Genomic DNA, 21,791 nt, shown 5'->3' on the forward strand with positions numbered 1-21,791 from the left:
TAGACTGAATTCCTTATTTTAGGAAAACACCCCTAAATCTAGACTATGACTGTAGATGAATTTGTGATATTGGTAGATCAACAGGATAATGAAATTGGCCAGATGGAAAAACAAGAGGCTCATCTTCAAAACAAAAAACACCGTGCTTTCTCCGTATTTCTATTAGACGAACAAGGAAACCTGATTTTACAACAACGTGCCGATTCAAAATATCATAGCCCTGGTCTTTGGACCAATGCCTGCTGTGGACACCCAAGGCCCAATGAATCAACCATTGAAGCCGCCAAAAGAAGGACCTTCGAGGAATTAGGAATCCATATCGAAATCCAAGAGGTATTCCAATTGAGCTATGAAGAACATCTAGAAAATGGACTTTGGGAAAATGAATTCGACCATATTTTCATTGGAAAGTTCAGCGAAAACATCCCAGACCCAAACCCAGACGAAGTTCAAGACCTAAAATACATCAGTGTAGAAAAAGTTGAAAATGACCTTAAAGAAAACCCTCAAGATTATACCTTTTGGTTTAAATTGATATTTCCTAGGATAAAACAGATGTTAGTAAGACAGTAGACATAAGACACTGCATAACTCCTACTATGCTCAATCCAAATCAGAATGAGATATAAAAAATCTATATCCTCAATAAAAAGAACGGTTCTACAATCAGAGATTGTAGAACCGTTCTTTTTATTGTCAAACTTTAAATCTATTTCCCAAGTTTTCTCAACATATAGCCATCAGAAAGTTCTGTTGTCTATTGTCTCTTTCTACCACCATTCGGCATTAGGCAAATAATAATGCGTTGTATCCTTTACAGTTTGCCAAGGTGCCAATTCAAACAAATACCCCCTTTGACTGACTTTCCAAGGATAGTTATAATCGTATGTTCCCCATAGAAATTCAACCTTATAGGTTTTGCCATCGCCACTGGTCAAGGTCCCGAATAATCTAGGATTAGAAGATCCAGAAACCCCATTGGTGTACATGACGGCTTTATCAAAAACCACTTTCGCATTGGCTTCCACCGAATCACTCAATTTTATCACAGGTTCATCCGCCTGCAACATGGCTGTATATGATTTCCAAAAGGTCTGATTCGTATCCGACATGGCATACGGGTATTCCTTTTTCGTAGGAGTTTGTTCCATAAAAAGACGGATTGGTCTTTTGGTTACCAGCTCTTTTCCCAAAACCTCCTTATACGGCGCCTTCTTACTGATATTGGTAGACTTCGTCTTAACGGTCTGAATGATTGCAAATACAAACAGAATAAAGCCAACTATTAGGCAAATAATAAAAATCTTGATCACCTTCTTTGCTGTTATTCCCTCTTTTATTCCCATAGATTATTTTTTCTCAGTCAATGTAACTTCCAAACTGCCATCCTCTGAAACCAAATCAATTTGATAGCTCTCCTGATCTTTTATTTTCATCGGAATGGTTTCTTGTTCAAAATCTGAACTGTTCATTTCCATGGAAGTTTTGGCGGTTGTACTATGTTCTCTAGCTTTAGAAATCAATAAGCTTTCTTGACCAGCATCCATGATCTTAAACCAGCGAAATCCAGAACCTTTAGGAGTCCCTGTGCTCGGGTCTTTTTCCGTAAATCGACCAAAGTACAAATCGCCTCCATTCATGGTTTCCGAAAGTTTTGACACACGTTCTTGCTGGTATGGATTCGGTTTGACCGTATCATATACTAAATATGCAAAAAATCCAATAAATGCCAAGATGAAGATATAACCAAAAATAGTAGGTTTCAATCGAAAAGGAGCTTTAGGCACTTGGTTCTCACATTCCTGCACATAACGCTTCATTTCTTCGGACCATTTCCGCTTTGGTATAAACTTATCTGTTACACGATCATAATAACTAGGAGCAGCATTCTTAGAATATCCGGTATAGATTGCCGTAGAAAAATAAGACCTATAAAACACCAAAATCATTTGATTTCCCGGATTAACAGGGTTTTGCAAATGATCCGCAGCAAAACTTGCCTCTTCAATTTTCTTTATATAAATAAACATATATCTTGACTCAAAATTTTATCGATTCTTTGTTCTGATTACTTCTGATTCCCAACCACTATAAATCCCGTTGAAAACCTTCGCTTTTTCCCATATCGGAAGACATAAATCATCAATCTGCTCATAGTTTACATAATCCTGTCTAGATATGCCCAACTTCCATAATTCATCACGCCTTTCTTTCAAGAACAGGACAAAGCGTTCGCTTTCGGCAAATTGCAGAAACTGTTCTACATCCTTTTCTTCCTTGAAGTCAAGAAAATGATGCACATTACGGGATTCTTTCAGATCATCCCCTGCATCCGTCAATTGCCGTAGCAAAATGCGATTCTTGATCATCTCCATCTGAAAGGGCAATGGATAGGCCAGATTGAAATAATCACTCCAATTGGGGTCATGCCTATGATCGATTTGATAAGTTAATTTCTGTCCAAAAACCTTTTCAATTTGGGCAAGGAAAACTTTTGTGTTCTCTACCTTATGACAATAATACATCTGCAATCGTTCTGAATTCATGGTCAAGGTGGAGACATGCAACAGGTTCTCCCCAAATCGTACGATCAACTCCGAAATCTTATCCTCAACTTCATTGATGAGCTTATAACTTTCGATGCTTGGTAAACCTTCCTCATTGGCATAATCAAAAGGGATGATCAAATAAAAGACCTCGGACAAAGATTTTATCGGCGCAATCTCAGCAATATTGATATCAACAATAACCGAGGTAACCTGGTTATTGATCCTAGAAAAATAAACCTGCCAGTTTTCATCATGACGAGGTATTCTGATCTTTTTCTTGAATAGTGATTTGAACATGCTTTCCAATTAGATAAAACATTCTTGGTTGTATTACCCAAATGTAAGCTCCATCTTTTACTTGTCCGAACGAAGGGTTGTCGAATTTATATAAATGAAACAGATAGAAATCGCTTGAAAAGGCTATTTACTGTTTTCTTCCTTCAAATAATCCAAAAATTGAGATGGGGTAACTCCAGTACTCTTTTTGAAGGCTTTACTAAATATGCTATGCGATGAAAAGCCACTCACCTCCGCGAGATAAGATATTTTATACTGTTCAAACTTAGGCTCGTTCTTTATCCTTTCAATGATATATCGAACCCGAAGACCGTTGATATAATCATTGAAATTCATCTCCTTATAGGTATTGATGATTTTAGAAAGTGTAATGGTATTGGTTTCCAAATAACTCGCTAAAAATGCTAAGCTCATTTTACTATCAACAAACAGATCACCATCTTCAAAATCCTCTAATTTATCCAAGATTCTGCTGGCCTTCTCATCAATCTCCTTGGTTTGCGGAATGGCACTAGACTCCTCTTCTACTGCTTCCTTTTTATGGTCTGCAGCAACAACTTTACTCTTTTTATCCTTATTCAGTTGCTCCAGGTAATCGGAAATCTTTTGCTTATTCTTTTTGTTTTCCTTCATTTGATAGACCAAGACAATGGCTAACCCAGCGATTAGAATAGCAAAACCAAATAGGATATACCTCAACATGAAATTAGTGTTATCCTTTGCAGATATATCCTTCTGCAACTTACCAACCTCCAGATTATTGATAAAGGTATTGATGAAATTAGACCTTTTATTATCATTCAATGCTAGGTCCTCCTCCATGAACAGGCCTGAATACCTCATCGACTTCTCGGTATCTCCAAGTTGCTTACTTGCCAAATAGGCATACCGATAAGATTCCATTTCATACTTGATGTAGTCTGCAACCAGCATTTGGTTTTGGATGGCATCTTCTAAATAATCAAGGGATAATTGATAATCTTCCAATTGATAATAGATCATGCCTAAAAAGACCTTCGACATATAGGCATATTCCTTAAAGTCCTTTCTTGCATTGATATCAATAACCTCTTTAAAAAAAGGAATTGCCTGATCAAATTCCTTTTTAAAGAAATGGTACTTACCTTTCACCAAAATCTCATGCACAAAAGTGGTTGTGGTATCTCCCTTAAAGTTTTCGGTATAGATATCCTCTACCATCTTCAGGTTCTTTTCAGCATTGTGGAAGTCCTCTTGGAGGATATATCCACAAGCAAGATTCACGGCAAGTGTTGCGATCGCATTTAGATGAAAACTCCTTTCCTCAACTGGTAGACGATCGTTTTTTAGGCCTTGCAATTCCCCAATCAGCTTCTCCAATTCATGGTTGTAAACATCAAAGTTTCCGCTTAAGTAGTAAAAATAATTGTATTCAGCATTGGCTAGGACGCGATCGATCCCAGGAGGATAGTCCTCGATAAACTTCTGGGCCCCAAGAAAGGCCTCTTTGCTCTTGGCGTAATCAGATTTTTTATAATAAACTTCTGCAGCCCCCATTTTGGCAACAAATTGGTTGATGGGATCTTTAGTCTCAATAGAAATGGAATCAAGCTTATTCAAATATTTTAGGGTCCCATCCAAATCACCTTTTCCGGCCAATAAATAATAGAACCAAGTAAAGACCTCCTTTTGTTGTTCAGGGCTTAATTTCTTTTTCTCTAAATATTCTAGATAAACAGTCGAGCGGGTTATATAGGCCTTATCCAGTAATTCATCATGAGAAAACTTACTTAAACTATCTGTTTTGTCTTGGGCATTTGTAACAAAACCCTGAAACATTAAGTTTACCAAAACTATCCAATAAAATATTGAAAATTTCTTTCTCATGCACTGAACCTCAGTTAAATAATCATAGATATAGATGCCTTGAATTAATTTATTTACGAAGAACAATGGTAACTATTCGGGCATTTACGTAAATATAATTTTTTTTACCAATTATGCTGTGTCTTCTATACAAATAGATGGTATTTTTAAAATTTTAATTAGATGTTTGGACATTTAATTAAAATTCCATTTTCAAAAGATCAGGAACATTGTTTTATGCTCATCACCTTCTTCATCACGGCTGGCAATTGCAATAAATCAAAGTCATGATCAAAGAGCAAGTATCTTTTTTCCCATTTATTGGAATACTTGTCCTTAAAATCTTTTTGGTTCTTATACTTCTTGTACTTCGGAAAGTTATTGGAAACAAAATTCATGATTTGTTCTGCAGCATTATCAGGCTGTTCAATCCCAACCAGAGGAACCATTCCTAAATTAATGTACCGATAGTCATGCGACTTAGCATATTCGACCAGCTTGACGATTAGTCCGTCCATACAGGCACTAGGAGCCTCCATTTTTTTCCTGAAAAGATCATAAGTGCATTCGTCCATCGCATAATCAGGAACAATATTTAAAAAGGAAACCACATTTCCATCTTTATCATGGATGCAAATGATATCCAAGGCACGGAGACTTTCCGTATCAAATAACCCTTGAGAAAATATTACTTCAGACCGATTATTGCCGATTAACCATTCATCAGAAACGGCTTTTAACTCCTTTAAGAACTTCTCTCCATGTGGTGCATTGTGAATCAAGGCATGGTAGCCGTTCTTCTCCAAAAAATTCATCCCATTCCGAAGGGATTTTCTAGCCTTTCCGTTCAAGGAAAATTGAGATATCTCCATAATCCCTTCAATCCCGATTAGCAATTTCTTCTTTCGTAGATTCTGGAAATTGAATAAATTATCTTCCGAAACACGAAAGTAAATGCTCTTTAAGCCTTGCTTGTGACAAAATTGGTCAAACTCCTGGATGATATCTTCTTTATCTGTCCAATGGCAGACTGGTTCATCCAAAACCACTGCATATTTATTGGCTACCCGATAGGAAACAAATCCTAAGGCAGAATCTGAAAAATACAGTTCCTTCTCTTTGGAGATCTTAAAATAATCCAAGGATGAATTCCCAAATTTATCTAAGAGCATTTTCGCCATGGCTTGCTCATCATGCCCATGGTCTTTTGCAATATATTTCTTCGATTGAAGGATCGTATAAAAAAACAAGATCCAACAAGCAAAACCCAAGACATGGGTAATATGGAGAAACTCCCTCCCAAAATTTGTTTTAGGTTCCAATCCCGCATCCGAAAACAATAAAAATCCACGCAAAGCATATAGAAAAGATTCTTTCCAAGTGAAATCTATTCCGAAATGCCTCTTGTCAATAATGTAGAAGCTGATGGTCTCAAAAACCAAAATGGCGAAAAAAGAAACCAAAAAAGATAATATCCCTATCCGCACCCAATAGAAATTCGCCTGTATCCTGTATTCTTTCCTATTATAGATCAAAAACAGCAGAGTCATGGCAGCGACTATAGATTCCTCATAGTCTATCCCTTTCATCAAATGGCCAAAAAGCGACAAAACACAAAATATGGTAGCAAACCAATAGGCAGTCCTATAGCCTCTCAATAAATAAGTTGAACTGACCAATAAACCAATGCCAATAATCAGGACCAGGAGCTTAGAAATCGATAAGGTCTCGGCTGGGAAATAAAACTTCTCAAGATGCAGCCTATCTGCAATGGGAGGTAGAATAACCGAAATAATATTGATAATGCCTAATAGGAAAATCATCACCGAAGGTCCTATTCGAGTAATCAATTGTGCCCCTTTCATGGAAAAAGAAATAAATCCAAATACCAAAGGCAACCAAAATTCAAAAACCCTGTACAATAAGGTTATTCCAATGCCCGCCTCATGGCTATAACCAAATTTCTTGAAAATCAGAAACATGGAAAGCTCTACAGCACCCAAGCCACGCAGAAATGGAGACACGATCATCAATAAGGTAGAAATTATATAACCCAAAATCGCAGCCTCAAGCGATAGAGGCAATCCTAAGGCTTTCATGGCGATCAAAATATGGAAGATGCCACAAAACTCTACCAGTACCGAAAAAAACAAGGATAACAACAGATATCCTTTATCCACCTCACTTGTAAACAGATTTGATATTTGGATAACGGTTAAAGGGAACTTTTTTTCTAATAGTTGATAAATCTTGGTTTTATACCTGAAACAATAAACAATATAGAATGAAACCGCTAAGATCACAGCCAAGATAAGGAAGGGGATCAATAGGTTACCAACCTGCCCACTCTTCCACAAGCTGTAGAGCATAATTGGAATCGCCAGCAGAAATACTGAAAACAGCGCTAGGTAACCATAAAGAATGCTGGTTTGATGGATCTGCGTTTTATTGAGGTTCATTCGCCTCAACTGCGTCGTATTATAAGCCAAAGAAGAGATCCCTCCGGCTGGCAAAAAAACACTTAAAAAGTTCCGTTTCAGGAATAGCTCCAAGGCTACTTTTAAACTGATCCTCAGACTCATCGCTCTAAAACTGGCTACATACATATAGGCTTCCATGAGGATAAAAAACAAAGTCAAAAGTACTCCAGCAATGAGCCAATAAACATTAGCGCTTTGTAAAAGCGGCATGATCTGTTCTATTTCCTTCTTCTGATCGCGGAAGAAAACAAAAGCCAATAAAATAATTAGTATACCTAAAAGTTCCTTCCAGTAGCGCAAAGGACTTATTTTCTTAAGATGTACAGCTATTCTTTTTGGCATATTATAAAAAATAAAACAATAATTTCCATAAAGCTAATTAGCTGGTATTTACAATTAGTTAATATTTTATAATCTAATTATAAACAAATCTTTTCTTTAAAATTCCTTAATGGACTTTCCCTAAAATTTGTAACCTTTCCGTCTCAATTTAGTATATTTACTCTGATGATACATGTTGCTTGTGCCTTAATAGAAAAAGATCAACAAATATTGATCTGTCAGCGATCCGCTAAAATGAAATTGCCTTTAAAATGGGAGTTTCCAGGAGGAAAATTGGAAGACGGTGAAACCCTGGAAGAATGTTTAATGAGAGAAGTTTTGGAAGAAATTAATCTCAACATTCAAATCAATGAACCCCTCAGTAAAGTTGAATACCATTACCCTGATTTCTCATTGACCTTATATCCATTTATTTGTTCCATTAAAAGTGGCAAGTTGAAAGCCAATGAACATGAGCAAGTTATCTGGGTAGATAGAACCGAATTGTTCCGTTTTGATTGGGCAAATGCCGACCTTCCCATTATTGAAGAATATATCAGAACCCGCCGGGAAGAGGTGTAAATTCCAAAGACAAAAAATCCAACTAGTTAATACCCCATTTTGTAGGGGCGAATTGAATTCGCCCGCTATATCATTTTTGACCAGTAAGATGGTCTGCATTAGCGTACAATTCCTGCACCTTTGGTTAATCCCACAGTGTCACCCTGAGCAGGAAAAATTTGGCCTAAATTTATTGGAAGGTGATGACAGCAAAGTGGAAGGCAAAAAAAACAAAATTTAGATTCTTCGTTACTTTTGAAGCGCAAAAGTAACCAAAACGCTTCGGCCCATTTAAGGTGGCTTTTCGCACGGGCTCCCGCACATGGATAGAATGCCTTGTTGTCGGGAATATCTTTCAATAGATCATCCCATCAAAAGGGATGATCTATTGAAAGCATTCCAAGGCCAATCCCATCGCACAGGCATCGGCATTCTATCCATTTTTCCGCCACTGGAAATGAGCCGTAGGCTAAAGGACTTCCTTCGGAAGGATGAATGTTTGTTAATTATCCGAACCCCAATTGGGGGTGACATCTTTGTAGAAAATCAGATTGTAAACCGAATAACCCCTTTTGGGGTTCAATTATTTTAGCTGGCATGGCACGTTAGCCTGGAGGTAGCGCAAAAACGATGTTCGATTAATCGAACATCGTTTTTGCATTAACCCTATATAGTTCAATACCAATTCTAAAATAATTCTGCCCTTCCAGGGCAGTAGTTCGACAAAAGAGAAATTATTCAGGAAAATAAATATAGCTCTAAATGCCTAGAAACACAGTTCTAACAAACTTGTTCATCGTACGCAGGAAGGGTCTCGGATCTTTACAAATAAGACTGCACTGGCGAACAGTTCCTGTACCTTCGGTACAGGATGACAAAATGTAGTAGACATTTGCGTACAGATTCTTCACTAATCGTTCAGAATTTGAAATTCCCATAGAGGGATTCAGATCGCAGCAAAGAATCTATTTTTTGATTTTTTTAGAGGATTTTGTTCATTGCGAATCGTAAGATGAGCTAACTATTTTTTATTAATTTTTGCAAGTTTAATAGAAATAAATCTATTGAGTGCTGATATTATTTTTAGAAAATATGCGGAGGACGAATACCAATCAAAAAACAAAAAAAAGCCAGCAAAAATATTTTGCTGGCCGCAACTATTAATCATCAACTATAATAATTGTCTCAATGCTAATTCATAAGCTCTTGAAGAGATATTTGTTTTAGTTTCGGGGTTATAGCTATGGATCTGTTCCAAAGCTTTGCGGATAACATCCGATACATCCTGAAACAAAGAATCATCAGAGATTTCAATGTTAGGCTGCATCAAATAGGCAAAAACCCTCGCCATGCCACAATTGGCTACAAAATCTGGAATCACCGCAACATGCTGATCTGCATATTCCATTACAGGACCATAAAAAATCTCACGGTCTGCAAATGGAACATTTGCTCCAGAAGCAATCACTTCTAACCCATTATCGATCATCTGTTGGATCTGTTCTTTGGAAACTAACCTCGAAGCAGCTGCAGGAATAAAGATTTCTGCAGGAATACTCCAAATCTTGCTATTGATTTCCTCAAATGGAACCATATCTTTGGAATAGAGCGAATTTCCATTTCGGGTTAGCAACAAGGATTGGATTTCCTCTTCAGAAAAACCATCCTCTTTTATCAATCCTCCTACCCGATCGATGATCCCAACGACCTTCGCTCCTTTTTTGCTCAGATAAAATGCTGCCGAAGCAGCTACATTCCCCCAGCCTTGGATAATAGCTCTTTTACCGGATACTTGGCCATCAAATAGATCATAATAATGGCCAACGGATTCTGCTACTCCAAATCCGGTGATCATATCAGCAACCTTGAATTTCCTTTTCAGATCTGGACTATAATGTGAATCTTCCAAAACTTTGGAAACACCATATCTCAACTGTCCAATCTGGTGGATACGCCCATTTTCGCGGATATCAAAATGACCATTCAAAACACCCTCTTGAGGATGCCACAAGCCAAATTGCTCCGTTAATGGAATGACATCATGGATTTCATCCACGTTCAAATCACCTCCCGTTCCATAATAATTCTTTAATAAAGGAGTTACCACTTTAAACCAGCGTTCCAATACGCCGTGTTTTCTGGGGTCAGCTGGATCAAAGTTAATCCCTGATTTCGCACCTCCAATTGCAGGACCTGACACCGTAAACTTCACTTCCATGGTCTTTGCCAAGGATTCGACTTCATTCCTGTCCAATCCCGAACGCATTCTCGTGCCGCCTCCAGCAGCTCCACCACGCAAGGAATTGATCACAACCCAGCCTTCGGCCTCAGTCTCGGTATCCTTCCATTCGAAAACAATCTCCGGTTGTTTCTGCTCAAACTCCTGCAATAATTCTTTCATAATCAATAGGTTCATTTATATGATATCTTATAGGTTCCCTCTTTTCTCTTGTTCTCTTTCTATAGCTTCAAACAAGGCCTTAAAGTTTCCAGCTCCGAAGCTTTGAGCACCTTTACGCTGGATGATTTCAAAGAATAAAGTCGGACGGTCCTCAATTGGCTTGGTGAAAATCTGCAATAAATAACCCTCTTCGTCACGATCTACCAAGATTCCTAAATCTTGGATGGCCTTGATCTCTTCATCAATTTCGCCAACCCTTTCGGAAAGCATATCATAATAGGCCTCCGGAGGAGCTCCTAAAAACTCCACCCCTCTTTCTTTCAATGCCTTTACTGTCTTTAAGATATCATGGGTTGCCAAGGCAGCATGTTGAACTCCCTCACCCTCATAAAACTCTAAGTATTCTTCGATCTGCGATTTCTTTTTGCCTTCAGCAGGTTCATTGATAGGGAATTTCACGTAGCCATTCCCATTGCTCATCACCTTACTCATCAAAGCAGAATATTCTGTATTGATCTGTTTGTCATCAAAGGAAAGGATATTGACAAATCCCATAACATCTTGGTACCATTCCACCGTTTCGTTCATGCGATCCCAACCCACATTGCCAACGCAATGGTCTACATATAACAATCCGGTTTCCTCAGGATTATAGTCACTCTCCCATTTAACATAACCAGGCATAAATGGTCCGGTATAATTCTTACGTTCCACAAACATGTGCACGGTTTCCCCATAGGTATAAATTCCAGCGGTGCGTACTTCCCCGAATTCATCTTCCTTTACCTCCAATTCCTGATAAACCTTTGCCCCACGTTTTACCGTTTCTTGTAGGGATTTTTCAGCATCGTCAACCCATAATGCCAATATCTTAACACCATCTCCATGTTTCTTGACATGCTCAGAAATAGGGCTATCCGATTTCAAGGCGGTAGTCAGAATAATCCGGATTTTGTTCTGTTTAAGGACATAAGATGCTCTATCCCTGATTCCGGTTTCAGGTCCTGCATAAGCTTCCGATTGAAAACCGAAGGCTGTTTTATAGAAATGGGCGGCCTGCTTAGCATTCCCCACATAAAATTCAATATAATCCGTTCCATTGATAGGCAAAAAATCTTGAGCCTTTGCTATCTTCTCTGCGAATGTTTGTGTCATAATATTTTTATTGATAGGTTAGTTTAACCATGATTTATAATAGTCCTGATCTTCAATCTGCAATGCCTCTTCGGTAAGCATCAATGGCCTAAACGGATCGATCATGACTGCCAGTTCTTCCGTTTTGGTCTGTCCTATGCTTTTCTCCACGGTGCCTGGATGTGGTCCATGTGGAATACCGCCTGGATGTAAGGTAATCTGTCCTCTTTCCACAGACTTTCTGCTCATAAAATCCCCATCCACATAATAGAGAACCTCATCGGAGTCTACATTGCTATGGTTGTAAGGAGCAGGAATGGAATCAGGATGATAATCATACATCCTAGGACAGAAACTGCATAAAACAAAGGAGTTTGTTTCAAAGGTTTGATGTACTGGAGGTGGCTGGTGCAACTTACCGGTTATCGGCATGAAATCATGGATGGAGAATGCCCAAGGGTAATGGTATCCATCCCAACCAACAAAATCAAATGGATGGGTTCCATAGACATAAGGATAAATTAATCCCTGTTTCTTGATCTTGATTTCAAAATCTCCTTTTTCATCAAAGGTTTTCAAATTCTGAGGCCTACGGATATCTCGCTCACAAAACGGAGAATGTTCCATCAATTGCCCGAATTCATTTCTATATCTTTTAGGAGTTCGGATCGGTTCAAAGGACTCCACAATGAACAATCGGTTTTTATCCGTGTCAAAATCAATCTGATAGATAACTCCTCTAGGAATCACCAGATAATCGCCATAAGCAAATGGGAGTTCTCCATAGCCTGTCCTTAAGGTTCCGGAACCCTCATGGACAAATATCACCTCATCCGCTTGGCTATTCTTATAGAAATAGCTGTCCATGGATTTTTGTGGTGCCGCTAAGGATATATGTAGATCGGAGTTGACCAAGACTGGGGTCCTACTCTCTAAAAAATCTGCTTTAGGTTTCACCTGGAAACCTCGTAAACTGGTATGCTTCAAATGTTTTTCCCTAGCAATTTTAGGGTTCACATCATAAGGTTCTCGGATTTCCTTTACGATGGTTGGTGGATAGCAATGATACACCAAGGAATAAACACTCGAAAACCCATGGGTCGATACCAATTCCTCAGAAAACAATTCTCCATTGTCCTTTCTGAAAACTGTATGTCTTTTTGGGGGAATTTTACCCAACTGATGATAAAGTGGCATAATACTAAGTTTAAAAAATGATTATAATATGATTGAATTACATAGCCTATGGCTAGATATCACTTTGAAAAAGAATTAATTTTGGTATTAGTATTGAGCGAAAACAACATCAGCTATCAATGCCTTGATATAAGGCATTAAACCTTTTGGAAGGTTCTTTGGCTTTATGTTGGTAATGTTCATAATGGTATGTATTATTTCAAATATACCCTTTATAATTTTATATTTACATAAATATTGGGAAAATAAATATGGTATTATGAAATTTAATTTCCCGGCATAGAAAAATTATAACCTTGACAATTAAATAAGCGGAGAATTCAAAATTTCATTATGAAAATCGTAACATACTTGGAAAATGGCAACGAACAACTAGGTTTTGTCATTGATAACTTGGTCTTTCCCAGCCATATAATATCCAATCAGCTCCCCAATTCCAGCTTAGCATTACTTCAGCTTGGCCAAGAAGGACTTGATATGGCGAAAAAAGAGCTACAAGAATTTAAAAAAATCGAAGATTTTCAAAATCAAGGCAATAGCTTTTCTGAAATTACCCTGCTTGCTCCAGTACCCAATCCTACTTCATTCCGTGACGCTTACGCATTTAGACAACATGTAGAAACCTCACGCTTGAATCGCGGATTGGAAATGATTCCTGAATTTGACCAATTCCCCGTTTTCTACTTCTCCAACCATCAGGCCATACAAGGTCCCGGGCCAGTGTATTGCATGCCCAAGCACTTTGAAAAAATGGACTTCGAATTGGAAGTGGCGATCGTCATCCATAAAAAAGGAAGAAATATCAAAGCTGCTGAAGCCGATCAATATATTGCCGGCTTTATGATCCTTAATGATTTAAGTGCCAGAAATCTGCAAATGCAAGAAATGAAGCTTAATCTAGGCCCGGCCAAAGGAAAAGATTTCGCAAGCAGCTTTGGACCCTTTCTAGTCACCCTAGACGAATTGGAGAATTATAGAACAGAACCATTGCCTGGACATACCGGAAATGCTTATGACCTGAAAATGAAATGTTGGATCAATGATAATCTGGTTTCTGAAGGAAGCCTGGCCAGCATGAACTGGACCTTTGCCGAGATTATTGAAAGGGCGTCTTATGGCGTTACCCTCTACCCAGGAGATATTATCGGCTCTGGAACAGTTGGAACTGGATGTCTATTAGAAATTAATGGAACCGGAAAACGCAAGGACCCCGCTTATCAAGAAATCTGGATCCAACCCAATGATAGGATCAGCATGGAGGTAACGGCTCTTGGGAAACTTGAAAACACCATCTACCAAGAAGATCTATCTGAATAATCAATCAATAAAAAGATTTATATGCAGTTCAACGAAACAAAGACATTCAACCAAGAGACACACGGTTCAGTATTCGACACTTTAATAAAGTACGCAGTGGCTCCAAGGCCGATTTGCTTTGCCTCAACCATAGATAAAGCAGGAAATGTGAATCTTAGCCCTTTCAGCTATTTCAATTTCATGTCCCAGAACCCTCCGATCTGTGTCTTTTCACCACTTACTCGGGTTCGCGATGGAAAGGATAAACATACTTTGGATAATATCCGTGAAGTACCCGAAGTAGTCATCAATATTGTAAATTACGATATGGTACAGCAACAGTCCTTAGCCAGTACCGAATATGCGAAGGAGATTAACGAATTTGACAAATCCGGATTTACGCCTATTCCCTCGGAGCTGATCAGCCCCCCTAGGGTAGCTGAATCTCCAGTTCAGTTGGAATGTAAGGTAAGGGAAATTATCACGATCCAAGAAGGTGGAGGAACCGGAAATTTGGTCATCGCCGAAGTGGTCAACATGCATATCAAAAGTTACTTACTGGACGAAAATGATAACATGGATCAAGCAGCCCTTGATCTGGTCGCAAGATTGGGTGGCGATTGGTATTGCCGAGTTACAAAAGACAATCTTTTTGAAGTTCCAAAACCCCTTCGAAAACTGGGTATTGGAGTGGATCAATTACCTGAACATATCCGCAATTCATCCATATTGACTGGAAACCAATTAGGCCTCTTGGCAAATATTGAAGCCATCCCTACATTTGAAGAAAGCATAATGGAGGATGAACAGATCCATAACTTAAAAAGTATGTGGGAAAATGATCAAATCCAATTGAATAATGAGCTACAGCGCTATGCTGCCAAATTATTGGATGAAGAACAAATAGAAAAAGCTTGGCAAGTCTTATTGGTACATTAATTCCAAATTGATTGGTTGAGTTTGTGCAAGTCTTATTCCATCTGATATTAATTTTTCAAGGTCAGGATTTTTCTTGGCCTTTTCTTTTAATATGACTTCCAATCTTTCCTCCAATTCGTTTTCACCCTCATGGATAGCTAATTCATAAAGTTCCACAATCGCTAACCAATCATTGGGAAATTGCTCCAATAATTCATCAATGAACGTAGATAGCTTATGAATGCCTCCATTTCCTTCCCTTAAAATCCTAATTTCACCATAGATCCCATGAAGCTCTTTTTGCTCTTCAGTCCAATGCTGTTTAACCGTTTTAATTTCTGAAATATTGATCTCAGGATCAAAGGCAAATTTATCAGCAGCCCCCGCATAGACGGATTTTATTTCTGTCCCAACCGCCATATCGTAGGTACCCCATTCAGGTTGGAACAGCACTTGACCTGTTGGTTCATGCACAACAGTACAATCCTCAAAGCTGACCATCAGCAATAAACCATCCGCATTGAAAACAAAGGACTTTACCTGACCTGAAACAAGTATTCCCGATTTGAAATATAGTGAACCTGGCATCCCTACAATTAAACCCAAACCTTCCAGATCAGATTCCTTACATTCTTCCAAAGGCAATCGCTTACCCAATAGCAATCCGATTGGAGAGCTAAATCCATCCTTATGATAATGTTTATCATGCCCTTTCAATTCCTTATTCTGATAAGCCAAGGCAGTAGGACCTTTAGTTTTGATTGCAATTAAATCTTCTCCCAAAAACATAGAGGTAAATACACCGGACACCTGCAAACCAGAACTTAATTCAACGGTACAAATATTATTGCTATCAATGGCTTTCTCCATCGCTTCCTTACCCCCAACCCGAAAAGCCATCGTTTTTGAAAACTCCTCCAACACATTGTAGGCATGTTTAAAATCAGGCGTGACGAACAATTGCGGTTGCGGCTTAGTGATATCGTATGAAAACTGAAGAGTATCCATATTGTAAGGTAATTTTTTGACCTCAGGTTGCATACAAGTGGCACTTTCACCGATAGATGATAATAATCCCGCACCATAAATCTTATGGTCTTCAACGCTTCCGATCAATCCATATTCCACCGTCCACCAATGCAACCTGCTCAATAAGGCCATTTCTGATGGTTCACCCATATTACTTGATATAGCATTAAAGTGATCTGTTGCTGCTTGGATTTCTTCTACAGTGGCATCTTCCCTTTCTTTAACAATGGATAAAGCCCGAATAGCCTCATACAACTCAAAATCCTTACCTGAACTCATCGCTTTAGAACCTACTTCCCCAAAATGCTGCAAATAGGCGGCGTATTCAGGTTCCCCAATGATGGGTGCATGGCCGGAAGATTCATGGATGATATCCGGAGCCGGTGTATAGGTAATATGTTCAATCTGTCGAATATCTGCTGCAATTACCAACACACAATGTGCCTGGAATTCCATAAAGGCTGCAGGAGGAATAAAGCCATCCACTGTCACGGCACCCCAACCTATCTTTTTGAGACTATCGTTCATAGATTGTAAATTCGGGATCCGCTCAATGGTTAGTCCGGCCTTGGTCAATCCAGGAATATAGGGATAATAGGCAATGTCCTTCAGATAAGCATAATTCTGGCGCATCACATAACGCCAAATGGCCTGATCTAAGGCAGAATAACGCTCATAATTTTGCTCGACGACGTATCTTTGAAGATGTTTGGGCAATTGCTCTAAGACGGGATTATCGTAGCTATTCATCATAATTAAGTTTAAACGAAATTAAAAAATTTAACTATACAAACAAAAGACTTTAAGGTCAATTCCTTGAAAAGCCTTCAAATCTGACGTTTATTTTACTGTTTACATTGGTTCCTTTGGATAGGCAATTTACAATAATTCCTAGAAATTATTTCGCAATGCAGGGGGATAAATAAGTCATGGTCACTACCGAAAAACAAATTTATTAAGGCTAAACGCAACAATTTCATACTTTTGCAAAACTTCTTATCCCAGATTACTGTTATCTTGGTTAAGCCACCTGTCGATAAACTTGAAAGACAGGCTTTTGTATGTTATGATTGAAAATCTTAGACTTTTTGATCTTGCCTTGAGGCAAGTAAACCTGTTTCCAGACCTCAATATGTTTGCGCATAAAAAAGAAGGGGAATGGAAAACCTTGACTTCTGTAGAATTCTTGGAACAAGTAAACGCTATCTCCAAAGGATTGATTGAACTTGGTGTTAAACCAAACGACAAAGTTGGATTAATTGCAGATAGTAGCATTGAATGGCATATCGTCGATTTCGCTATACAGCAGATTGGCGCTGTAGTGGTCGCCATCTATCCTAATATCAGTGATACAGATTACCAATTTATTTTTAATGATGCCGAAATAAAGCTCTGCATCGTTAGTAACAAAAGCTTATACCATAGATTGACCCAATTAAATGATTCAATCTATACTCTGAAGTATATTTTCTGTATCGAGAAAAACGAAAATGTGCGCAACTGGGATGAATTGAGAACCGTTGGAGCCCATATTCCAGATTCAAAAATCGAAGAACTGAGAGCCAATATCCAACATACCGATTTAGCCACCCTCATCTATACTTCTGGAACGACCGGAAAACCAAAGGGTGTGATGTTGACCCATCATAATATTATTTCCAATGTGGAAGCTGCACGAGAGATCACGCCCTGTAAAGCCTACGATCGTGCATTGACATTCTTACCGCCTTGCCATGCCTACGAACGAATGGTAATCTATACCTATATGTACATTGGTATTACCATCCATATCGCAGAATCCTTGGACAAAATTGGACAGAATATCAATGAGGTAAAACCTCATATCATGACGGCCGTACCTAGGATCTTGGAGAAGGTCTACGAGAAAATCATGAAAACCGGCATGGAATTGACCGGTATGAAACGTAAGATTTTCGACTGGGCTGTTGAAGTAGCAGAACAATTCGATCCTAATCCGGAAAAAAGAAGTTTTGGCTATAACTTCAAGCTGAAATTGGCCAAGAAGCTGGTCCTAGACAAGTGGTACCAAGCTTTAGGTGGACATCTTCAAACTGTAGCCTCAGGGAGTGCCTCCTTACAGGCCAAACTTGCCCGAGTATTTCTAGCAGCAGGCATTCCTCTTTACGAAGGATATGGAATGACTGAAGCCTCACCTTTGATTTCGGTAAACCATTACCTGAAAGGGATCCGTATCGGAACTGTGGGATTAGCAGTGAAATATGTGGAGATTAAATTGGCTGATGATGGCGAGATCTTGGTCAAAGGCCCCAATGTTATGCAAGGCTATTACAAGAACAAGGAAGAGACTGACAAAACCATTATTGATGGTTGGTTACATACTGGCGATATCGGCGTTTGGGAGGATGAAGAATTCTTGAAGATCATAGACCGTAAAAAAGAAATGTTCAAGATTTCCGGCGGTAAGTATGTAGTGCCACAACCTATCGAAAAGAAATTATTGGAATCTAATTATATAGAGCAAGCCATGGTAATTGGCGATGGGCAGAAGTTTGCCTCAGCCTTTATTGTCCCGAACTATGCCCATCTACAAGATTGGTCTAAAAATGAAGCTCCAGAACTAAAAGGAATGCCAAAGGACCAGTTCCTGACCGAATCGAAAGTCTTACGCAAAATCAACAAGGAAGTTCAGTTGGCAAACCAACATTTTGGAAACTGGGAACAGATCAAAAAACCGATCATTCTTTCTGATGAGTTCACGATTGAAAACGGTGAGCTGACCCCTACCCTTAAAATGAAGCGAAAGGTAATCCTTGAGAAATACAAAAAAGAATTCGAAGAGCTGTACCACCTGGCTGATTAATGAAATGATTACTATTTCTTAACATATATCAATCAAGATTTAAATGTATAGGTTTAATTTTGCCAAAGAATAAAAACTATACATTTAAATTTTTGTTGATTCGGTATGAAAGATAAATTTATCAACCTCCCCCTAAAGAAAAACGAAGAAAAAAGCAGATTTGAATTAGATGTCGATGGCCATATAGCTTTCATTGACTACAAAGAAACAAGCAGTACTGTTGCCTTGATCCATACCGAAGCACCTTCTGAATTGGCAGGGAGCGGTGCCGCAGCTGCCATAGTAGAAAAAACATTACACTACATCAAGGAATCAGGAAAGACCGTATCTCCATATTGTCCCTATGTTTTCGCCTATATCAAGAAAAACCCAGAATGGAAGGAATTGGTTTCCCCAAGGTTCCCAAAATTCAATGAATTGTAAAATATTTTTATTTTGTAATGTTTGAACCAGGATGTTCGGGATTGGAGGATGGACCAAGATCATTGGCAGAATGCCTATCTCATATGTTTTTCCATTTTCCAGCGTCATCCTGACGCAGGAAGGATCTCGGAAAATTACAAGACAAATGACTGATTATCAGTCATGATACAACCGTTTTGAACCAGGATGTTCGGGATTGGAGGATGGACCAAGATCATTGGCGAAATGCCGATCACATATATTTATTTTTCATTTTCCAGCGTCATTCTGAGAAGTAAAAATTTGGGCTAAATTTATCGGAAGGTGATGACAGCATATTGCCAATGAAAATCTATTAGCTCTTTTGTTTTTTTTAATATAGAACCCCATTTGGGGTTCCATTATTTTAGCAGACATGGCACGTTAGCCTGGAAGTCGCGCAAAAACGATGTTCGATTAATCGAACATCGTTTTTGCATTACCCCTTTATTGTTTACCATCCATGCTAAAATAATTCATCCCCGCTGGGGATGTATGGTGGATAAAAAATATTCTTCTGAAGAGAAAATATAGGTCAAAATACCTACAAACACAGATTTAACAAACGTGTCATCCTGACGCAGAAAGGATCTCGGAACAATACAAAACAAATGACTGACTACCAATTATTTGAGTAAACGAACAGGTCATCCATCTTCGATGGATGATGACAGGAACGTCTGGGACATTTACGTACAGATTCTTCACTATTCGTTCAGAATTGGAGATTCCTGAGAGGGATTCAGAACAAAGTGAAGAATCTATTTTTGTTTTTTTAGGAAAATAGGTCATCTCGAAATCGTAAGAAGAGGGAACTATTTTAATTAAAGAGTGGATATTTCCGAGACCCTTCGGGTGCCCCTGCTGGATGACAGAAAAAGTGTATTGAAAAACATTTCACCCCCGCTGGGGTTTCACCTCCCCCTTTTCCATTTTATGCATGTTTGCGTTTTTCTAGATCCATGAGCTTTTAACAGTTTTAATGCTACCTCATTCGAGGCATATTTTGAAATCTCGCAAAGCTTCCCGAATATGTCTCGAATAAGACCAAAAGAATCCCCAATCCGGGACAAAATTTGCCAAGGCCTTTTTTTGTTCCAAATTATATATCAAAAAATAAGTAAGAGAACATTGTTTAATTAGCGTTAGACCAAAAAGAAAGGGAAGCAATCTGGCAATTGCTCCCCTAACTATTAACCAATTATAAACTTAAATTATGAGATAGCAAATATAGTTATTAAAAAGATTATTCCTAATACAATTTGCGTTTTTATGCGGTTTTATTTTAACGGTCGACTTCACCAAGCACAATATCGATTGAACCCAAAATGGCGATCAAATCGGCGATAAGGACTCCCTTTCCAAGTTCGGGCAATACCGAAAGATTATTGAAACTTGGCCCTCTCGCTTTCACTCGCTTCGGGATATCCGTTTTTTCCTGAGTGACGAAATAGAAGCCTAATTCTCCTTTTGGATTCTCAGCTCGCACATAATATTCTTGAGCTTTTAGATTGACTTTCTTTGGAACCATTCCTCGAGGGTCAAAGTCAGGTGTTCTCTTGAAATCACTCATCAATCTTGGCAAACATTGTTCAATAATCTTGACAGATTCTTTGACCTCATCTACCCTGACCTTATAACGATCCCAACAGTCTCCTACAGCGCCCATCTCACCTTTTCCTACAGGGATCTCAAAATCTAATTCAGGATAAACCGAGTAACCATCTACCCGCCTAAGGTCCCATTTGATACCCGAACCTCTTAACATAGGGCCAGAACAGCCATAATTAATAGCTACATCAGCTGGTAAAACACCGATATTGGCAGTACGCTTGATAAAAATCTGGTTATTGGACAACAGATCATCCAATTCAACCAATTTTGGTTTAAAGTAATTGATAAACTCCAGGCAACGTTCTTCAAAGTTGACGGGAATATCATAGAACAATCCGCCTACCCAGATATAATTATAGAGCATCCTAGAACCTGAAGCCCATTCCAACATATTCATGATATGCTCCCGATCTCGGAAACACCACATAAATGGAGTAAATGCCCCAATATCGATACCATAGGTCCCTATGGCAATCAAATGGGAAGCAATACGGTTCAGTTCAGTCACTAGTACACGGATGTATTCAATCCGTTTTGGGATTTTATCTTGAATACCTAACATGCGCTCTACGCCCATTACAAAGGCATGGGCATTGTTCATTGAAGCGAGGTAATCCAAACGATCCGTAAAGGGAATGGTCTTTCCGTAATTCATGGACTCTGCATGTTTATCAAAGCAACGGTGCAGGTAGCCCATGTGAGGGATGATTTCCTTGACGATCTCGCCATCGGTGATCAGTTCCAATCTCAAAACACCATGCGTAGATGGATGCTGAGGACCGAGGTTGATAACCATTTCTTGAGAGGAAACTGTATTAATCTTATCCTGATAGTTTTTATTAGCTTGTAGGTATCTTTCGTTCATA

16 protein-coding genes are annotated in these 21,791 nt (G+C 38.7%); 6 read left to right on the forward strand and 10 right to left on the reverse strand.

Annotated elements, in window-relative coordinates; genetic code table 11:
• Positions 1 to 45 precede the first annotated feature (45 nt).
• Complete coding sequence (idi, locus tag CKW03_RS13600) at positions 46 to 573, forward strand: isopentenyl-diphosphate Delta-isomerase (RefSeq protein WP_093097915.1); 528 nt, start codon at positions 46 to 48, stop codon at positions 571 to 573.
• Positions 574 to 770: 197 nt separating this feature from the next.
• Here idi and CKW03_RS13605 read toward each other — a convergent pair whose 3' ends face one another.
• The 5 genes from CKW03_RS13605 to CKW03_RS13625 form a co-directional block, all read right to left on the reverse strand.
• Complete coding sequence (locus CKW03_RS13605) at positions 771 to 1,346, reverse strand: hypothetical protein (protein ID WP_093097916.1); 576 nt, start codon at positions 1,344 to 1,346, stop codon at positions 771 to 773.
• 3 nt (positions 1,347 to 1,349) lie between these two features.
• Entirely contained in the window at positions 1,350 to 2,030 is a 681-nt protein-coding gene (locus CKW03_RS13610) for a hypothetical protein (protein ID WP_093097918.1), read from the reverse strand.
• 18 nt (positions 2,031 to 2,048) lie between these two features.
• On the reverse strand, positions 2,049 to 2,846 hold the full coding sequence (locus CKW03_RS13615) for a DUF695 domain-containing protein (RefSeq protein ID WP_093097919.1): 798 nt from the start codon (positions 2,844 to 2,846) through the stop codon (positions 2,049 to 2,051).
• 123 nt (positions 2,847 to 2,969) lie between these two features.
• Positions 2,970 to 4,712 carry an AraC family transcriptional regulator gene (locus tag CKW03_RS13620; protein WP_093097921.1) on the reverse strand — a complete coding sequence of 581 codons (1,743 nt, stop codon included), beginning with the start codon at positions 4,710 to 4,712 and terminating at the stop codon, positions 2,970 to 2,972.
• Positions 4,713 to 4,912: 200 nt separating this feature from the next.
• Positions 4,913 to 7,513, reverse strand: coding sequence for a phosphatidylglycerol lysyltransferase domain-containing protein (locus tag CKW03_RS13625; protein ID WP_093097922.1), 2,601 nt, complete (start codon positions 7,511 to 7,513; stop codon positions 4,913 to 4,915).
• Between the two features lie 165 nt (positions 7,514 to 7,678).
• On the opposite strand from CKW03_RS13625, the gene CKW03_RS13630 reads away from it, so the two are divergent.
• Positions 7,679 to 8,074, forward strand: a complete 396-nt coding sequence (locus CKW03_RS13630) for a (deoxy)nucleoside triphosphate pyrophosphohydrolase (RefSeq protein WP_093097924.1) — start codon at positions 7,679 to 7,681, stop codon at positions 8,072 to 8,074.
• Between the two features lie 1,150 nt (positions 8,075 to 9,224).
• Here CKW03_RS13630 and CKW03_RS13640 read toward each other — a convergent pair.
• The 3 genes from CKW03_RS13640 to CKW03_RS13650 are packed head-to-tail and all read right to left on the reverse strand — an operon-like array spanning position 9,225 to position 12,785.
• On the reverse strand, positions 9,225 to 10,454 hold the full coding sequence (locus CKW03_RS13640; RefSeq protein ID WP_093097927.1) for a Glu/Leu/Phe/Val dehydrogenase dimerization domain-containing protein: 1,230 nt from the start codon (positions 10,452 to 10,454) through the stop codon (positions 9,225 to 9,227).
• A gap of 27 nt (positions 10,455 to 10,481) precedes the next feature.
• Positions 10,482 to 11,609, reverse strand: a complete 1,128-nt coding sequence (hppD, locus tag CKW03_RS13645; protein WP_197700940.1) for a 4-hydroxyphenylpyruvate dioxygenase — start codon at positions 11,607 to 11,609, stop codon at positions 10,482 to 10,484.
• 18 nt (positions 11,610 to 11,627) lie between these two features.
• A complete protein-coding gene (locus CKW03_RS13650) occupies positions 11,628 to 12,785 on the reverse strand; it encodes a homogentisate 1,2-dioxygenase (RefSeq protein ID WP_093097931.1) in 1,158 nt (385 codons plus the stop codon).
• Positions 12,786 to 13,118: 333 nt separating this feature from the next.
• On the opposite strand from CKW03_RS13650, the gene CKW03_RS13655 reads away from it, so the two are divergent.
• Positions 13,119 to 14,102 (forward strand): fumarylacetoacetate hydrolase family protein, encoded by a 984-nt coding sequence (locus CKW03_RS13655; RefSeq protein ID WP_093097933.1) that lies wholly within the window; start codon positions 13,119 to 13,121, stop codon positions 14,100 to 14,102.
• Between the two features lie 21 nt (positions 14,103 to 14,123).
• Positions 14,124 to 15,020 carry a flavin reductase family protein gene (locus CKW03_RS13660; RefSeq protein ID WP_093097935.1) on the forward strand — a complete coding sequence of 299 codons (897 nt, stop codon included), beginning with the start codon at positions 14,124 to 14,126 and terminating at the stop codon, positions 15,018 to 15,020.
• On the opposite strand, the gene CKW03_RS13665 is transcribed toward CKW03_RS13660, so the two are convergent.
• Positions 15,006 to 16,781: an aromatic amino acid hydroxylase gene (locus CKW03_RS13665; protein WP_307724210.1), complete on the reverse strand. Its 1,776-nt coding sequence runs from the start codon at positions 16,779 to 16,781 to the stop codon at positions 15,006 to 15,008. The two genes, CKW03_RS13660 and CKW03_RS13665, sit on opposite strands and share 15 nt — an antisense overlap.
• 313 nt (positions 16,782 to 17,094) lie before the next feature.
• Between CKW03_RS13665 and CKW03_RS13670 the strand changes: the two genes are divergently transcribed.
• Both CKW03_RS13670 and CKW03_RS13675 read left to right on the forward strand, forming a co-directional pair.
• Complete coding sequence (locus CKW03_RS13670) at positions 17,095 to 18,870, forward strand: AMP-dependent synthetase/ligase (RefSeq protein WP_093097936.1); 1,776 nt, start codon at positions 17,095 to 17,097, stop codon at positions 18,868 to 18,870.
• A 105-nt stretch (positions 18,871 to 18,975) separates the two neighbouring features.
• Positions 18,976 to 19,293 carry a GNAT family N-acetyltransferase gene (locus tag CKW03_RS13675; protein WP_093097938.1) on the forward strand — a complete coding sequence of 106 codons (318 nt, stop codon included), beginning with the start codon at positions 18,976 to 18,978 and terminating at the stop codon, positions 19,291 to 19,293.
• 1,303 nt (positions 19,294 to 20,596) lie between these two features.
• Here CKW03_RS13675 and CKW03_RS13680 read toward each other — a convergent pair.
• Positions 20,597 to 21,790: an NADH-quinone oxidoreductase subunit D gene (locus CKW03_RS13680; RefSeq protein WP_093097939.1), complete on the reverse strand. Its 1,194-nt coding sequence runs from the start codon at positions 21,788 to 21,790 to the stop codon at positions 20,597 to 20,599.
• Between the last annotated feature and the right edge of the window lies 1 nt (position 21,791).

This window comes from Sphingobacterium mizutaii, assembly GCF_900187125.1.
In the GTDB taxonomy this organism is placed as follows: domain Bacteria; phylum Bacteroidota; class Bacteroidia; order Sphingobacteriales; family Sphingobacteriaceae; genus Sphingobacterium; species Sphingobacterium mizutaii.

Coding starts and splice junctions, on each gene's coding strand:
- idi (WP_093097915.1), top strand. CDS start 46: ATGACTGTAGATGAATTTGTGATATTGGTAGATCAACAGGATAATGAA.
- CKW03_RS13605 (WP_093097916.1), bottom strand. CDS start 1,346: ATGGGAATAAAAGAGGGAATAACAGCAAAGAAGGTGATCAAGATTTTT.
- CKW03_RS13610 (WP_093097918.1), bottom strand. CDS start 2,030: ATGTTTATTTATATAAAGAAAATTGAAGAGGCAAGTTTTGCTGCGGAT.
- CKW03_RS13615 (WP_093097919.1), bottom strand. CDS start 2,846: ATGTTCAAATCACTATTCAAGAAAAAGATCAGAATACCTCGTCATGAT.
- CKW03_RS13620 (WP_093097921.1), bottom strand. CDS start 4,712: ATGAGAAAGAAATTTTCAATATTTTATTGGATAGTTTTGGTAAACTTA.
- CKW03_RS13625 (WP_093097922.1), bottom strand. CDS start 7,513: ATGCCAAAAAGAATAGCTGTACATCTTAAGAAAATAAGTCCTTTGCGC.
- CKW03_RS13630 (WP_093097924.1), top strand. CDS start 7,679: ATGATACATGTTGCTTGTGCCTTAATAGAAAAAGATCAACAAATATTG.
- CKW03_RS13640 (WP_093097927.1), bottom strand. CDS start 10,454: ATGAAAGAATTATTGCAGGAGTTTGAGCAGAAACAACCGGAGATTGTT.
- hppD (WP_197700940.1), bottom strand. CDS start 11,609: ATGACACAAACATTCGCAGAGAAGATAGCAAAGGCTCAAGATTTTTTG.
- CKW03_RS13650 (WP_093097931.1), bottom strand. CDS start 12,785: ATGCCACTTTATCATCAGTTGGGTAAAATTCCCCCAAAAAGACATACA.
- CKW03_RS13655 (WP_093097933.1), top strand. CDS start 13,119: ATGAAAATCGTAACATACTTGGAAAATGGCAACGAACAACTAGGTTTT.
- CKW03_RS13660 (WP_093097935.1), top strand. CDS start 14,124: ATGCAGTTCAACGAAACAAAGACATTCAACCAAGAGACACACGGTTCA.
- CKW03_RS13665 (WP_307724210.1), bottom strand. CDS start 16,781: ATGATGAATAGCTACGATAATCCCGTCTTAGAGCAATTGCCCAAACAT.
- CKW03_RS13670 (WP_093097936.1), top strand. CDS start 17,095: ATGATTGAAAATCTTAGACTTTTTGATCTTGCCTTGAGGCAAGTAAAC.
- CKW03_RS13675 (WP_093097938.1), top strand. CDS start 18,976: ATGAAAGATAAATTTATCAACCTCCCCCTAAAGAAAAACGAAGAAAAA.
- CKW03_RS13680 (WP_093097939.1), bottom strand. CDS start 21,790: ATGAACGAAAGATACCTACAAGCTAATAAAAACTATCAGGATAAGATT.